Here is a 13193-nt window from a genome sequence, read left to right as displayed (position 1 = left end):
CCGTCGTTACCTCGGTGCCCGGATCGTGATCGGCCGGCTCAGCGGGCGGCCACCTCGCCGAGGACCGGCTTCACGTCCAGGACCGGCGTGCCGTCGATCGCTTCCAGACCCGTCACCGTCAGCGTTCCGTCCTCGACCGCCGTCACCGTCACCGTGTGGAGGCCGATCGGGTTCGGGCGGTCGGGGGAACGCGTCGAGAACACCCCTTCGCGGGGGCGGTCCGGGTCGCCGCGCGGGTGGACCGCCTGGACCTCGCGGTCGGCTTCGTGCAGCCACGTCAGCAGCACCAGGCGGTCGCCCGGGCGGAGGTCGGCCGCCGCCGGGTGGAACTCCGGTGCGAACACCACCCGGGCCGGGGGCGCGCCCTCGTCACCCTGCTTCGGGGCCGTCCGGCGGTCCTCGAGAGGCGACTCGACGCGCGCCACCGGGCGCACCTCGTAGCTCGTCACTTGTAGTAGCCCTCGACCGGAACGCGGGCTTCGTCGAACAGCGCCGGGCCGTCCAGCTGGTGCTTGCCCCAGGTGACCGGCGGGCGCAGCGTCAGGAACTGTTCCGTCGACAGCGCGTAGACGACGCGGCCGAGCCCGGACCGCTCGATCGCGCCCGTGCACATGCCGCACGGCTGGGTGCTGGTGAACATCGTGGTCGCCGCCGCGACCTCGGGGGCCAGGTTCTGCGCCGCCCAGCGGGCGAGCTTCAGCTCCGGGTGCGCCGTGATGTCGTTGTCCGTCAACGACGTGTTGCGATCCTCGGCGAGGACGTTGCCGTCCGCGTCGGCCAGCAGGGAGCCGAACGGCGGGTTGCCGTGTTCCTCGCGCGCCTCGCGAGCGAGCTCGATCGCGCGCCGCAACAGGGCTTCTTCGGTGTCCTTCACCGGTTCTCCTTCCAAGACGCGGCGACTGCCGCGAGGTCCCGCCACGCGATCTCCGGGTGGAGGGTTTCGGCGGGGTCCGCATCGAACGGGTCGAGCACGACGGTGTCCGCGCCGAGCGCCCGCAGCTGGGCCAGGTCGTCGAGGACCTGCTCGAGGGTGCCTTCACCGGCGCGCCGGTCCGGGCCGGTCACCGGTTCGCCGGTCGTCCGCAAGACGATCCGCGGCGCGAACGCCGGCACCGGCCGGTCGCCGGCCAGGGTCTTCAGACGCTCCAGGCCCTCCCGGAACCCGGACATGGTCATCCGCAGCGGATGCCATGCGTCGCCGAGCTCCACCGCACGGCGCAGCCCCGCGTCGCTGTGCCCGCCCAGCCACAGCGGGATCGGGCCGGCGCGGTAGTCGTCCTGGTCGGCCCAGGCCGCGCGGATCGCCCGCAGGTACTCGCTGGTGAGCTTCCCGCGCTGCTCGAACGGCACACCGAGCGCGGCGAACTCCTGCTTCGCCCAGCCGATACCGGCCCCGAGCACGAGCCGGCCGCCGCTGAGCGCGTCGAGGTTCGCCGCCATCCGGGCCACCAGCAGGGGATGCCGGTACGGCACGACCAGCACGGTGGTGCCGAGCCGCACCCGCTCGGTGACGCCCGCGAGCCACGACAGCGTCGTGAACGGCTCGTAGAACGGCGCCGGGTACTGGCCCGCGACGTCCGGGGTGATCGCGACGTGGTCGGACACCATCAGCAGGTCGTAGCCGAGGCCTTCCACGGTCCGCGCCCAGGCGCGCAGCGCGCCGGGGTCGGTGCCGGGGCCGAAGTTGGGGACGTTCACGCCGATCTTCACCGGGAAAGGCTATCGACGCTCCAGCCGTGATCGGAAGGGAGCGATCACGGCGTTCGGCGGCTTCGGCCGTGGATCTCACGGTAGATTCGGCTCATGACCGAGAGCCTCGACGCGACGGACTGGGCCATCCTGGTCGAGCTCCAGCGGGACGCCCGGCTGCCGCTCACCGAGCTCGGCCGCCGCGTGAACCTCAGCGCGTCGGCCGCGACCGAACGGCTCCGGCGGCTCGAGGCGACCGGCGTGATCACCGGCTACCGGGCCGACGTCGACCTCGGCAAGGTCGGCTACCCGGTGCTCGCCGTCGTCCGGCTCAAGTACCCCGGCAGCCGGCACGAGGCACTGCACAAGCTGCTCGGCGAGCGCCTCGAGATCCTCGAATGCCTGCGCACCACCGGCGACGACTGCTACACGCTCAAGATCGCCGCGGCCTCGATGGCCCACCTCGAGCACACGATGGACGAGCTGGCCCAGTTCGGCAGCACGACCACGAACGTCGTCTACAGCCAGACGCTGCCCTACCGCGGGCCGCGGGAGCCCGCCCGTGACCTCGACGCCTGAACGCATCGTCGTCTACGGCGTGACCGGCTCGGGCAAGTCGACGCTCGCGGCCCGGATCGCCGAGCGCACCGGCCTGCCGTACGTCTCGGCCGACGACCTCAGCTGGCAGCCGGGTTGGGTCCCGGTGCCCGACGACGAGCAGCGCCGACGGATCGCCGAGGTGTGCGCGGGCGAGCGCTGGGTCCTCGACGCCGCCTACGGCAAGTGGCGGGACATCGTGCTGGAGCGCACGCAGCTGGTCGTCGGCCTCGACTACCCGCGCTGGCTCTCCCTCGGCCGCCTGGTGCGGCGGACGCTGGTGCGGTCGGTGACCCGCGTCCGGATCTGCAACGGCAATGTCGAGTCGTTCCGCCAGGTGTTCTCCGCCGACTCGATCATCCGCTGGCACTTCGTCTCGTTCGCGAACAAGCGGGCGCGCATCCGGGCCTGGGCCGCCGAATCGCCCGGGCCGGAGATCGTCCGGCTGACCTCCCCGCGCCAGACCCGCCGCTGGCTGGAGACGCTCTGAAGTCAGGCCCCCGGTGGCAGCAGCGGCCCGCCGCTCCAGTGCTGGAACACGAGGTTCGTGTGCACGCGGGCGACCTCGTCCCGGGCGGTCAGCTCGTCGAGGACCAGACGCTGCAGTTCGGCCGCGGAGCTGGTCGCGACGTGCGCGAGGAAGTCGTCCGGCCCGGTCAGGTGGTAGACCGCGCGCACCTCGGGCAGGGACAGCAGGTGCTCGACGAACGGGTCCACCAGCGGCCGCCGGTGCGGGCGGACCTGGACGAACAGGAACGCCTCCAACGGGCGGCCCAGCTTCGCCGCGTCGACCGACGCGTGCTGCCCGGTGATCACGCCGGTGTCCCGCAGCCGGGCCACACGGTCCAGGCACGTCGACGGCGCGATGCCGACCGCGGCCGCCAGGTCCTTGTTCGTGATCCGGGCATCGTTCTGGAGCAGGCGCAGAATCCGGAGGTCGACCGGACTGAGTTCGACGGAATCGGACATCGGCGAATGATATCCGAGACCGTTGCTTGGGATCCGGTGAAAGCTCGACCATGTCGGCATGACCTCTTCGCTGCGCACGCGTGCCGTCCACGCCGGCCGTGACGACCTCACGGACCTCGGCGTGCACGCCGTCCCGCTCGACCTGTCGACGACCTACCCCTCCCGCGACAGCGCCGCCGAAGCCGCCCGGATCGACGAGTTCGCCGCCGGCGGCGAACTCGACGGCCCGCCGATCTACGGCCGGGTGGGCAACCCGACCGTCGAACGGTTCGAGCGCGCGCTCGCCGAGCTCGAAGGCTTCGAGCACGGCGTCGCGTTCGCCAGCGGCATGGCCGCCGTCTCGGCCTGCCTGCTTTCCGCGGTGGCGCAAGGGAAACGGCACGTCGTCGCCGTGCGCCCGCTGTACGGCTGCAGTGACCACCTGCTCGAGTCCGGGCTGCTCGGCACCGAAGTCACCTGGGCCGCGCCCGGCGCCGTCGCCGCCGCGCTGCGGCCCGACACCGGGCTGGTGTTCGTCGAGACGCCCGCGAACCCGACGCTCGCCGAGGCCGACATCGCCGAGCTGGCCCGTGCTTGCGGGGACGTGCCTCTTTTGGTGGACAACACCTTCGCGACCCCGGTACTGCAGCGCCCCGGCTGCCACGGGGCGCGGATCGTGCTCCACAGCGCGACGAAGTTCCTCGGTGGCCACGGCGACGTGATGGGCGGGATCGTCGCGTGCGACGCCGCGGAAGCCGCCCGGCTGCGGCAGATCCGCTTCGCCACCGGCGGCGTGCTGCACCCGCTCGCCGGATACCTGTTGCTGCGCGGGCTTTCCACGCTGCCGCTGCGGGTCAACGCCGCGTCGGCCACCGCGGCGACGCTGGCTGCACGGCTCGGCGACCACCCGGCGGTGACGGCCGTCCACTACCCGCGGCTGGGCGGGCCGCTGGTGGCGTTCGAGGTCGACGGCGACCCGCACGCCCTGATCGGCGCGGTCCGGCTGATCACGCCGGCCGTCAGCCTCGGTAGCGTCGACACACTGATCCAGCACCCGGGTTCGATCAGCCACCGGATCGTCGACGCCGGCGACCGGCACGACGCGGGCGTGTCGGACCAGCTGATCCGGCTGTCGGCCGGGCTTGAAGACGTCGAAGACCTCTGGGCCGACTTGGAGCAGGCGCTGAAGGTGCTTTAGCCGCAGCAGCCGCCGCCGCAGCAGCCACCGCCGCCACCCGCCGGGACCGCGGGTCCGCTCGCGGCCCCGGTGAGGGCGACCGTGGTGAGCAGCTTGACGGTGTCGGCGTGACCCTCCGGGCAGGACGCCGGCGCGCTCGATTCGCTCATCGGGCGCAGGAGCTCGAAGGTCTCGGTGCACTCGCGGCAGCGGTAGGCGTAGGTCGGCATGCCGCGATTATCGCCGGAGGACCACGGGGATGGGAAGCTGGGCGCGTGCAGCCGCCCATGCTCGCCGACGTTCCGCACCTCGGCCAGGTCGTCCCGTCCCTGCTCGCCGCGCTCGGGGTGCCCGGCTTCGGCAGCACGCTGGCGCTGCCGGAGGCCCGCAGTGCCGGGGTCCTGCTGGTCGACGGGCTCGGCTGGGAGCTGCTGGCCGAGTACGCCTCGGACGCACCGGTGCTGACCGAGCTCGCCCGGGAGTCGCTGCGCGTGGGCTTCCCGTCCACGACGGCCGCCGGGGTCGCGGCGATCGGCACCGGGCTCGCTTCCGGCGAGCACGGCATGGTCGGCTACACGTTCGAAATGCCGGGCACCGGTGTGCTCAACGCGTTGCGCTGGTGCAGCCACGAGGACGGCAGCGACCTGCGCGGCGCTCTCCCGCCACGCGAGGTGCAGCCGCTGCCGACGACGTTCGAACGGGCGGCCGCGGCGGGCGTCGATGCCGCGGTGGTGTCGTCCGCCCAGTACCGCGACACGGCCTTGACCATGGCTACCCAGGCCGGGGCGCGCTACGCCGGGGTGCACGCGCTGGGCGACCTCGCCGCGCGGACGCTGTCGGTGCTCGGCGGGCGCGCGTTCTGCTACGCCTACCACAACGAACTCGACCTGCTCGGGCACGTGTACGGCCCCGGGTCCACCGCGTGGCGGATGCAGCTGCGGCAGATCGACCGGCTCGTCGAGTCCCTTGTGGACGGTCTGCCCGCCGGTGCCCTGCTCGCGGTGGTGGCCGACCACGGGATGGTCGCCGTCGACGACAAGCTCGACCTCGAAGACGTCCCGGAGCTGCTTTCCGGGGTCCGGACCTTCGGGGGCGAGGTGCGCGCCCGGCACGTCTACACCGAGCCGGGCGCGGCCGCGGACGTCCTCGCGGCCTGGCGGGCGGTGCTGGGCGAGCGGGCCTGGGTGCGGTCGCGGGAGGAGGCCATCGCCGAGGGGTGGTTCGGGCACACGGTCAGCGATCGCGTGCTGCCGCGGATCGGCGACGTCGTCGCGGCGGCCCGGGGCCGCTTCGGGATGGTGCGGGGGCTCGCCGAAGCCGTGGAGTCGTCGCTGATCGGACAGCACGGGTCGCTCACCACCGCCGAACAGCTGGTGCCACTGGCCCTCGCCCAGGGCTGACGGTTCCCGTTTGGGGAAGGTGCTCCGGCGAGCCCCTCGGGTGTTTCGACCTGTCCACTGCGTACCGAGTGGGCGGGGCGAGCGCGGCCAGCCCCGACGGGCATCACGTGTGTCTGGAGGGGAATCTCGCGTGTCTGGAGGGGCATCACGCGTGATTGGAGGGGCATCACGCGTGATCGGAGGGTCGGCTTGTGGACCTGGGGGGTCGGTTCGCGGGTGGAGGGACCGGGCGAGGGGTGCGAGGGTGGCGGATACCGTTTGGGCGTGCCTCGACGCAACCGTCCCGGCCGCCGCGCGGACGGCGGGCCGCCCGAACGCGACCTCGGCGCCGCGACCGGCTGGGCCCGTGCCGAGTCCGGGACCGACGGCGACTGGCTCGTGCGGACCGTGCCCGGCTCGCAGGCCACCAAGGACTACCGCTGCCCCGGCTGCGACCACGAGATCCGGCCGGGCACGCCGCACCTCGTCGTCTGGCCCGCCGACGAGACCGGCTCGGTCGCCGACCGGCGGCACTGGCACCGGCCCTGCTGGGACGCCCGGGCGCGCCGGCGGCCGAACCGCCGCCGGTGACGCGTTTCCTTCTGGAGTTGTCAAACATCGTCCGGCTCAGCGCCGGTAGTGCCGCGAGAAGGCGCCGTCGTACATCTCCTCCGTGTACTCGGTGAAGCCGAGCCGCTCCGCCACCCGCAGCGACGGCTTGTTCGCGGTGCTGACGCTCGCCAGCACCGGCACCGACGGCAGTTCGCGGGCACACCACTCCAGGACCGCCAGCCCGGCCTCCACCGCGTACCCCTTGCCCCACGCCGACGGCCGGAACCGGTAGCCGAGGTTGAGCACCTTCTCGCCGTGGAACTCCCGCATGCGCACCCCGCACATGCCGATGACCTCGGTGCCGCCGCGTTCGGTCACCGCCGGGTAGCCGAAGCCGTGCTCGGCCCAGTGCACCAGCCACTCCGAGAACATCGCCGACGCGCGCGGGACGTCGGGCGGGTCGGGGTTGAAGCGGTTGGTGCGCGGGTCCGTGTGGATGTCGACCATCGCCTGCCGGTCCGCCTCGTGGAGCGGACGCAGCAGCAGCCGGCCGGTTTCGATGTCGGTGAACACATCGGCGAAGCTAGCGAGGGGGTCCGACAAAATGACGCCCATGACCGAACTGCCGCTGGTCCTCCTCCACGCCTTCCCCCTGGATTCCCGCATGTGGAACGCGGTGCGCGAGCCCCTCGCTTCACACCTTCGGGTGATCACCCCGGATCAGCGCGGGCTGGGCCGCTCGCCGCTGCCGGACTCGGACCGCGAACCGGACCTCGAGGACGCCGCGCGCGACGTCGTCGCCCTGCTGGACCGCCTGGAACTGGACCGCGTCGTGCTCGGCGGCTGCTCGATGGGCGGCTACCTCGCGATGGCCGTGCTGCGGCTGGCACCGGAGCGGGTCGGCGGGCTCGTGCTCATCGACACGAAGGCCGCGCCGGACACGCCCGAGGCCGCGCAGAGCCGGCTGGACGTCGCCCAGCGCGTCGAGGACGAAGGCACCGGGGGCTGGCTCGCCGAGGCCAACCTGCCGAACCTGCTGGCCGGGTCGACGCGAGAGCAGCGCCCGGACGTCGTCGAGACCGTCCGGGAGATCATCGAATCCCAGCCGCCGGCCGGCATCTCGTGGACGGCGCTGGCGCTGCGGACCCGGCCGGATTCCCAGGAACTGCTGCGGGACTGCGGCGTTCCCGCGCTGGTCATCGTCGGCGAAGAGGACCCGATCACCCCGGTTTCGGCGGCGAGCGCGATGGCCGAGGTCATGGACGGCGCGACGCTCGTGGTGCTCCCGGAAGCCGGCCACCTGACCCCGCTGGAGGACCCGGCGGGCGTGGTCGAGGCGATCCTTTCCTGGTACCCGGCGACTCACGAGAAGTAGGCGGCGAGCGCCGAGCGGGCGCCGGGGAGCCGGTGCGGGAACCGGATCGAGATCACGTACTGCCACGCGACCGCGTAGAGCTCCCGTACCCGGATCCACGGCTCGAGCGCGGTCTCGTCGGACGAGCCCGGGTAGGCGGCCACGAACTCCGGGCCGCCCTGCCGGGCGAGGATCCCGAGGTCCCAGGCCAGCGGCCCGAGCCAGGTGTCCTCGAAGTCGAGCCAGCAGGGGCCCGCGGGAGTGGCGATCAGGTTGCCGGGGTGCGCGTCGCCGTGCAGCGGCTGCACGGCGAGGTCCGGCAGCGTCGCGGCGAGGCGGGCCGCCTCCGCGCGCAGCCGGGGCGTTTCGCCGTCCAGATCGTGCCGGTCGAAGATCAGCTCCAGGTCGTCGAGCGGGCCGCGCCGGGGGAGCTCGCCGGGGAACTCCCGCAACGCGGCGTGCACCTCGGCGAGCGAACGCGCGACGACGTCCGGTGCGTACCGGTGGTCCGGATCGTGCGGGGTGTGGTGCCAGAGCGTGACGGGCAGGCCCTCCGCGAAATGCGGTCCGGCCGGGGGATCGGTGGCCGGTGAGACGACGAGCACACCACGTTCGGTGAGGAACCGGGACAGCGCCACGTCCCGTTCCTGCCACGCCGGACCGGGCCGGGAGAGGCGGGTGGTCCCCGGCACCCGCGCGACCAGCGGACCCAGCTTCACCAGCACGTTCGAGCGTTCGTGGAGCACCTCGGGCTCGTGCTCGCGCAGACCCAGCCGGGAGGTGACGGTCCGTGCCGCGCGGACCGCGGCGCGCGTGTATTCGTCGGCCACCGCCCGATCTTGCCAGCCGGTGCGCGCGACTGTCGGTAGCGAGGGCTACGATCCCCATGACCGCCGGAACCGGGCCTCGCCCGCGCCCGGCGGCCGGACGATGACCACCCCGAGGTTTCAGTGTTGGAGGCAGGAGTGACGGCCGTAGCCCCCAAGCCGATCGCGACGCGCCCGTACCCCGCGCGCGAGTCGGTCAAGGGTTCGTACCTGCTGCGGTTGTTCCGCACGACGGACCACAAGCAGATCGGGATCATGTACCTGGTCACGTCGTTCGCCTTCTTCATGGCGGGCGGCGCGATGGCCATGCTCATCCGCACCGAGCTGGCGCGGCCCGGGCAGCAGTTCCTTTCGCAGGAGCAGTACAACCAGCTCTTCACCATGCACGGCACGGTGATGCTGCTGCTGTACGCGACCCCGATCCTCTTCGGTTTCGCGAACTTCGTGCTCCCGCTGCAGATCGGCTCGCCGGACGTCGCGTTCCCGCGGTTGAACGCGTTCTCGTACTGGCTGTACCTGTTCGGCGGCCTGATCGTGCTGTCGGGCTTCCTGACGCCGGGTGGCGCCGCCGACTTCGGCTGGTTCGCCTACACCCCGCTGTCGGACGCGATCCACTCGCCGGGCGTCGGCGCGGACCTGTGGATCTCCGGCCTGGTGGTCTCCGGTCTCGGCACCATCCTCGGCGCGGTCAACATGGTCACCACCGTGGTCTGCCTGCGCGCGCCGGGCATGACGATGTACCGGATGCCGATCTTCACCTGGAACATCCTGGTGACGTCGATCCTGATCCTGCTCGCCTTCCCGATCCTGACCGCGGCCCTGATGGGCCTGCTGGCGGACCGGCACCTCGGGGCGCACGTGTTCGACCCCGAAAACGGCGGCGTGATCCTCTGGCAGCACCTGTTCTGGTTCTTCGGCCATCCCGAGGTCTACATCGTCGCGCTCCCGTTCTTCGGGATCGTGTCGGAGATCTTCCCGGTGTTCAGCCGCAAGCCCATGTTCGGCTACAAGAGCCTGGTCTGGGCGACGCTGGCCATCGCGGCGCTGTCGGTCGCGGTGTGGGCGCACCACATGTACGCCACCGGGGCCGTGCTGCTGCCGTTCTTCTCCTTCATGACCTTCCTGATCGCGGTCCCGACCGGTGTGAAGTTCTTCAACTGGATCGGCACGATGTGGAAGGGCCAGCTGTCCTTCGAGACGCCGATGATCTTCTCGATGGGCTTCATCGTCACGTTCCTCTTCGGCGGCCTGACCGGCATCATGCTGGCCGCGCCGGCGATCGACTTCCACGTGTCGGACAGCTACTTCGTCGTCGCGCACTTCCACTATGTGCTCTACGGCACGATCGTGTTCGCCACCTTCGCCGGCATCTACTTCTGGTTCCCGAAGATCACCGGCCGGATGATGGACGAGAAGCTCGGCAAGTGGCACTTCTGGACCACGTTCATCGGCTTCCACGGCACGTTCCTCGTCCAGCACTGGCTGGGTGCCGAGGGTATGCCGCGCCGGTACGCGGACTACCTGACCAGTGACGGCTTCACGACGCTGAACACGATCTCGACGATCGGCGCGTACATCCTCGGTGCCTCGACGCTGCCGTTCATCTGGAACGTCTTCAAGAGCTACCGGTACGGCGAGATCGTCACGGTGGACGACCCGTGGGGCTACGGCAACTCGCTGGAGTGGGCGACGTCCTGCCCGCCGCCGCGGCACAACTTCACCGAGCTGCCCCGGATCCGTTCGGAGCGGCCCGCGTTCGAGCTGCACTACCCGCACATGATCGAGCGCCTCCACAACGAGGGCGAGATCGGCTTCTTCGGGAAGCAGAAGGTCAACAGCCACGCGGCGCCGTCGCAGGTGCTCACCGAAGCGGTGATCCCGGGTGACCACTCCCGGGACAACGCGAGCGAGCAGGACGACGGCAAGTAGGACCCGATCGAGTGAGCGCGTGCCCGGCTTTTGTGAAGCCGGGCACGCGCTCTACTTGTGTCCGTGTCCGGACCGGCAGACTGATCGTGCAGCGTCGCCGAACGAGGGATGACCAGTGACCCAGACCCCCGTCCTGATCACGACCACCGGGCCCGACAAGCCGGGCGTCTCGTCCGTGCTGTTCGCCGTGCTGACCCGCCACGACGTCGACGTGCTCGACGTCGAGCAGGTCGTCATCCGCGGGCAGCTCGTGCTCGGCGTGCTCGCCGGCGTGTACCGCGATCCGGAGGGCCTGCAGGAGTCCGTCGAGCAGGCGATGGCGTCCGTAGGCATGACGGTCGAGGTCAAGATCGGCTCGGCGATCGGGGACGACCCGTTCGCGCTCGGCCGCCGCGACTCTTCGCACGTACTGGTGATCCTCGGCCGCCCGGTCACCGCGCGGGGCTTTTCGGAGGTCGCGCGCCGGCTGGCGTCGCTCGGCGCCAACATCGACGCGATCCGCAGCGTCGCCGACTACCCGGTGACCGGGCTGGAGCTGTACGTCTCGGTCGACCAGGACACCCCGCAAGCCGACGCGGCCCTGCGCTCGGAGCTCGCCGATGCCGCGGTCGAGGCGGGCGTGGACATCGCCGTCGAACGGGCCGGGATCACGCGCCGCGCGAAGCGGCTGGTCGTCTTCGACGTCGACTCGACGCTCATCCAGGGCGAGGTCATCGAGATGCTGGGCGCGCACGCCGGCGTCGAGCCGCAGATCCGTGAGATCACCGAGGCCGCCATGCGCGGCGAGCTCAACTTCACGGAGTCGCTGGAACGCCGGGTCGCGCTGCTGGCGGGCCTGCCCGCGACGGTGATCGACGAGGTCGCCGCGACGATCGAGCTGACCCCGGGCGCCCGCACCACGATCCGCACGCTCAAGCGGATGGGGTTCAAGACCGGCGTGGTGTCCGGCGGGTTCACCCAGGTCATCGGCGGCCTCGTCGAGGAGCTCGGACTCGACTTCGCGGCGGCGAACGAACTCGAGATCGTCGACGGCAAGCTCACCGGGCGCGTGGTCGGGGATGTCGTCGACCGCGCAGGCAAGGCGAAGGTGCTTCGCCGCGTCGCCGGCGAGTACGACATCCCGCTGGAACAGTGCGTCGCGGTCGGGGACGGCGCCAACGACATCGACATGCTGTCGGCGGCGGGCATGGGCGTCGCGTTCAACGCCAAGCCCGCGCTGCGCGAGGTGGCCGACACCGCGCTCTCGCACCCGTACCTCGACGCCGTGCTGTTCGTGCTCGGCCTCACCCGCGGCGAGGTCGAGGCGGCCGACGCCGCCGACGGGCTCGAGCTGATGCGGCCGTGAGCAGCGTTCTCGACCCCCTGGGTGCCCGCTACGCCTATTGGCTGGGGCTTCCGGCCGAAGACACCTCGGACACTTCGGACGAGCTCCCGGAGGAAGTCCGGGCGATGCCGGTGATCCTGCGCATAGAGCGGGCCGAGCCGCCGGCCCGCACGCCGCTGCTGGAGGCCGCGGCGGCCGCCGCGCTGGCCGTCTGCCTCGACGAGCGCGCCGAGCCCGGCGGCGAGTGGGCCGAGCCGATGCACGCGTGGCTCGACAACCGGATCCGCAAGGTGGCGCGGCGGGCCCGGGGCGCGCACTGGGCGGCCGTCCAGGACCTGCCGGGCATCACGGTCGAGATCGACGGCGCGGAGGCGCGAGCCCTGGTGCCGGGACTGGTCGCCGAGGCACCCAAGGAGGTCTCGCGGCTGCAGATCTCGGGCAGCGAGCTGCCGCCCGACGAGCCCGGGCCGCCGCCCGCCGGTGTCCCGCTGCTCCTGCTCAACCCGCACGCGCCGATGACCGTCGGCAAGGCCGCCGCCCAGGTCGGGCACGCCACGATGATCCTCGCCGCGCTGCTGGACGACGACGCCCTGGCCGGCTGGGCCGCGCGGGGCTACCGGACCGCCGTGCGGACGGCGAGTGTCGCGCGGTGGAAGGAACTGCACCCCGGTGACGACCCCGAGGGCGCGTGGCGGCGCGATCGCGTCGTCGCCGTGCGGGACGCCGGGTTCACCGAGGTCGATCCGGGCACCATCACGGTTCTCGCCCAGTGGGCGCCGGAACAAGCGGTTTCCTGACCGGGTTGGAGCGGGCATGGGACTCGAAGTACAACGAGACGGCCAACACTCCTTCGTCGGCCGCAACGACCGGGGTGCTTCGGTGCGGCTGGGCCGCACTGGCGCGGCAGGGGCGTTCTCGCCCGCGGAGCTGCTGCAGATCGCGGCCGCGGGCTGCAGCGCGGTGACCGCCGAAGAGCTGATCACTCGGCGGGTGGGCGAAGACGCGAAGTTCCGCGTGACCGTCGAAGCCGACCGGCGTGCGGGGGCCTCGGAGCTGGACGCGGTACACGTCGCCTTCGATGTCGATGTGTCGACTTTGGCGGCGGATCAGCGGGAGGCGCTGGCCGGGGCCGTGGATCGCGCGATCGAGCGGCTCTGCACGGTGAGCCGGACGCTCAAGAAGGGGATCCCGGTGACGGAGGAGTTCCCGGCTTAGGGTCGGGAGCGACCGGGATGAGGTTCGGCCAGTCCCCGGCGAGCTTCTCGCGGTCCGCCTGGTCGAGGCACGGCAGAACACCGCCGCACGACCGGTAGGCGCGGGCATGACGCGCCATGAAGTGCGGACGCGACCCGAGAAATCCCGGACGTTTGAAGAGAAGGTGAATCCAGTTCTGGGGCTGGAGATCGGCGAGGCGGCT

General features: G+C 71.8%; 17 protein-coding genes. 10 read left to right on the top strand and 7 right to left on the bottom strand.

Annotated elements, in window-relative coordinates; translation table 11 throughout:
* Positions 1 to 38: 38 nt before the first annotated feature.
* Genes tsaA through ACZ4TR_RS21535 form a run of 3 tightly spaced genes read right to left on the bottom strand, consistent with a single transcriptional unit; the run spans position 39 to position 1710 of the window.
* Positions 39 to 449, bottom strand: coding sequence for a tRNA (N6-threonylcarbamoyladenosine(37)-N6)-methyltransferase TrmO (gene tsaA, locus ACZ4TR_RS21545; protein WP_465288678.1), 411 nt, complete (start codon positions 447 to 449; stop codon positions 39 to 41).
* A complete protein-coding gene (locus tag ACZ4TR_RS21540) occupies positions 446 to 874 on the bottom strand; it encodes a nucleoside deaminase (protein ID WP_364520568.1) in 429 nt (142 codons plus the stop codon). The genes tsaA and ACZ4TR_RS21540 overlap by 4 nt, the downstream gene beginning before the upstream one ends.
* The gene (locus tag ACZ4TR_RS21535; protein ID WP_465288677.1) at positions 871 to 1710 is read right to left on the bottom strand and encodes an LLM class flavin-dependent oxidoreductase; all 840 of its coding nucleotides are present in this window, start codon (positions 1708 to 1710) and stop codon (positions 871 to 873) included. Before ACZ4TR_RS21535 ends, ACZ4TR_RS21540 begins: the two co-directional genes overlap by 4 nt.
* A 93-nt stretch (positions 1711 to 1803) precedes the next feature.
* On the opposite strand from ACZ4TR_RS21535, the gene ACZ4TR_RS21530 reads away from it, so the two are divergent.
* Both ACZ4TR_RS21530 and ACZ4TR_RS21525 read left to right on the top strand, forming a co-directional pair.
* Positions 1804 to 2268, top strand: coding sequence for an Lrp/AsnC family transcriptional regulator (locus ACZ4TR_RS21530; RefSeq protein ID WP_465288676.1), 465 nt, complete (start codon positions 1804 to 1806; stop codon positions 2266 to 2268).
* Entirely contained in the window at positions 2252 to 2776 is a 525-nt protein-coding gene (locus tag ACZ4TR_RS21525; protein ID WP_465288675.1) for a P-loop NTPase family protein, read from the top strand. Before ACZ4TR_RS21530 ends, ACZ4TR_RS21525 begins: the two co-directional genes overlap by 17 nt.
* Positions 2777 to 2778: 2 nt before the next feature.
* On the opposite strand, the gene ACZ4TR_RS21520 is transcribed toward ACZ4TR_RS21525, so the two are convergent.
* A complete protein-coding gene (locus ACZ4TR_RS21520; protein WP_465288674.1) occupies positions 2779 to 3255 on the bottom strand; it encodes an Lrp/AsnC family transcriptional regulator in 477 nt (158 codons plus the stop codon).
* A 58-nt stretch (positions 3256 to 3313) separates the two neighbouring features.
* Between ACZ4TR_RS21520 and ACZ4TR_RS21515 the strand changes: the two genes are divergently transcribed.
* The gene (locus tag ACZ4TR_RS21515; RefSeq protein WP_465288673.1) at positions 3314 to 4432 is read left to right on the top strand and encodes a trans-sulfuration enzyme family protein; all 1119 of its coding nucleotides are present in this window, start codon (positions 3314 to 3316) and stop codon (positions 4430 to 4432) included.
* On the opposite strand, the gene ACZ4TR_RS21510 is transcribed toward ACZ4TR_RS21515, so the two are convergent.
* On the bottom strand, positions 4429 to 4641 hold the full coding sequence (locus tag ACZ4TR_RS21510) for an FmdB family zinc ribbon protein (RefSeq protein ID WP_364520580.1): 213 nt from the start codon (positions 4639 to 4641) through the stop codon (positions 4429 to 4431). The two genes, ACZ4TR_RS21515 and ACZ4TR_RS21510, sit on opposite strands and share 4 nt — an antisense overlap.
* Positions 4642 to 4686: 45 nt before the next feature.
* On the opposite strand from ACZ4TR_RS21510, the gene ACZ4TR_RS21505 reads away from it, so the two are divergent.
* On the top strand, positions 4687 to 5811 hold the full coding sequence (locus tag ACZ4TR_RS21505) for an alkaline phosphatase family protein (protein WP_465288672.1): 1125 nt from the start codon (positions 4687 to 4689) through the stop codon (positions 5809 to 5811).
* Positions 5812 to 6075: 264 nt separating this feature from the next.
* Positions 6076 to 6381, top strand: coding sequence for a hypothetical protein (locus tag ACZ4TR_RS21500; protein ID WP_364520584.1), 306 nt, complete (start codon positions 6076 to 6078; stop codon positions 6379 to 6381).
* A 36-nt stretch (positions 6382 to 6417) separates the two neighbouring features.
* Here the strand turns inward: ACZ4TR_RS21500 and ACZ4TR_RS21495 are convergent, their stop codons facing one another.
* Complete coding sequence (locus ACZ4TR_RS21495; protein ID WP_465288671.1) at positions 6418 to 6957, bottom strand: GNAT family N-acetyltransferase; 540 nt, start codon at positions 6955 to 6957, stop codon at positions 6418 to 6420.
* Here ACZ4TR_RS21495 and ACZ4TR_RS21490 point away from each other — a divergent pair.
* Complete coding sequence (locus tag ACZ4TR_RS21490; RefSeq protein ID WP_465288670.1) at positions 6956 to 7717, top strand: alpha/beta fold hydrolase; 762 nt, start codon at positions 6956 to 6958, stop codon at positions 7715 to 7717. The two genes, ACZ4TR_RS21495 and ACZ4TR_RS21490, sit on opposite strands and share 2 nt — an antisense overlap.
* Here ACZ4TR_RS21490 and ACZ4TR_RS21485 read toward each other — a convergent pair.
* Entirely contained in the window at positions 7705 to 8526 is an 822-nt protein-coding gene (locus tag ACZ4TR_RS21485) for a phosphotransferase (protein ID WP_465288669.1), read from the bottom strand. The genes ACZ4TR_RS21490 and ACZ4TR_RS21485 overlap by 13 nt on opposite strands.
* Positions 8527 to 8661: 135 nt before the next feature.
* Between ACZ4TR_RS21485 and ctaD the strand changes: the two genes are divergently transcribed.
* From ctaD to ACZ4TR_RS21465, 4 genes are all read left to right on the top strand, one after another.
* The gene (gene ctaD / locus ACZ4TR_RS21480; protein ID WP_364520592.1) at positions 8662 to 10452 is read left to right on the top strand and encodes an aa3-type cytochrome oxidase subunit I; all 1791 of its coding nucleotides are present in this window, start codon (positions 8662 to 8664) and stop codon (positions 10450 to 10452) included.
* Between the two features lie 115 nt (positions 10453 to 10567).
* On the top strand, positions 10568 to 11797 hold the full coding sequence (serB, locus tag ACZ4TR_RS21475) for a phosphoserine phosphatase SerB (RefSeq protein ID WP_364520594.1): 1230 nt from the start codon (positions 10568 to 10570) through the stop codon (positions 11795 to 11797).
* Complete coding sequence (locus tag ACZ4TR_RS21470; protein ID WP_465288668.1) at positions 11794 to 12573, top strand: peptidyl-tRNA hydrolase; 780 nt, start codon at positions 11794 to 11796, stop codon at positions 12571 to 12573. The genes serB and ACZ4TR_RS21470 overlap by 4 nt, the downstream gene beginning before the upstream one ends.
* A 16-nt stretch (positions 12574 to 12589) precedes the next feature.
* Positions 12590 to 12991, top strand: a complete 402-nt coding sequence (locus tag ACZ4TR_RS21465) for an OsmC family protein (protein WP_465288667.1) — start codon at positions 12590 to 12592, stop codon at positions 12989 to 12991.
* The last annotated feature ends 202 nt before the right edge of the window (positions 12992 to 13193 follow it).

Source organism: Amycolatopsis sp. NPDC028719 (genome assembly GCF_055565395.1).
The sequence above is the reverse complement of the archived record's forward strand: the minus strand, read 5'-3'. Positions and strand labels throughout refer to the sequence as shown.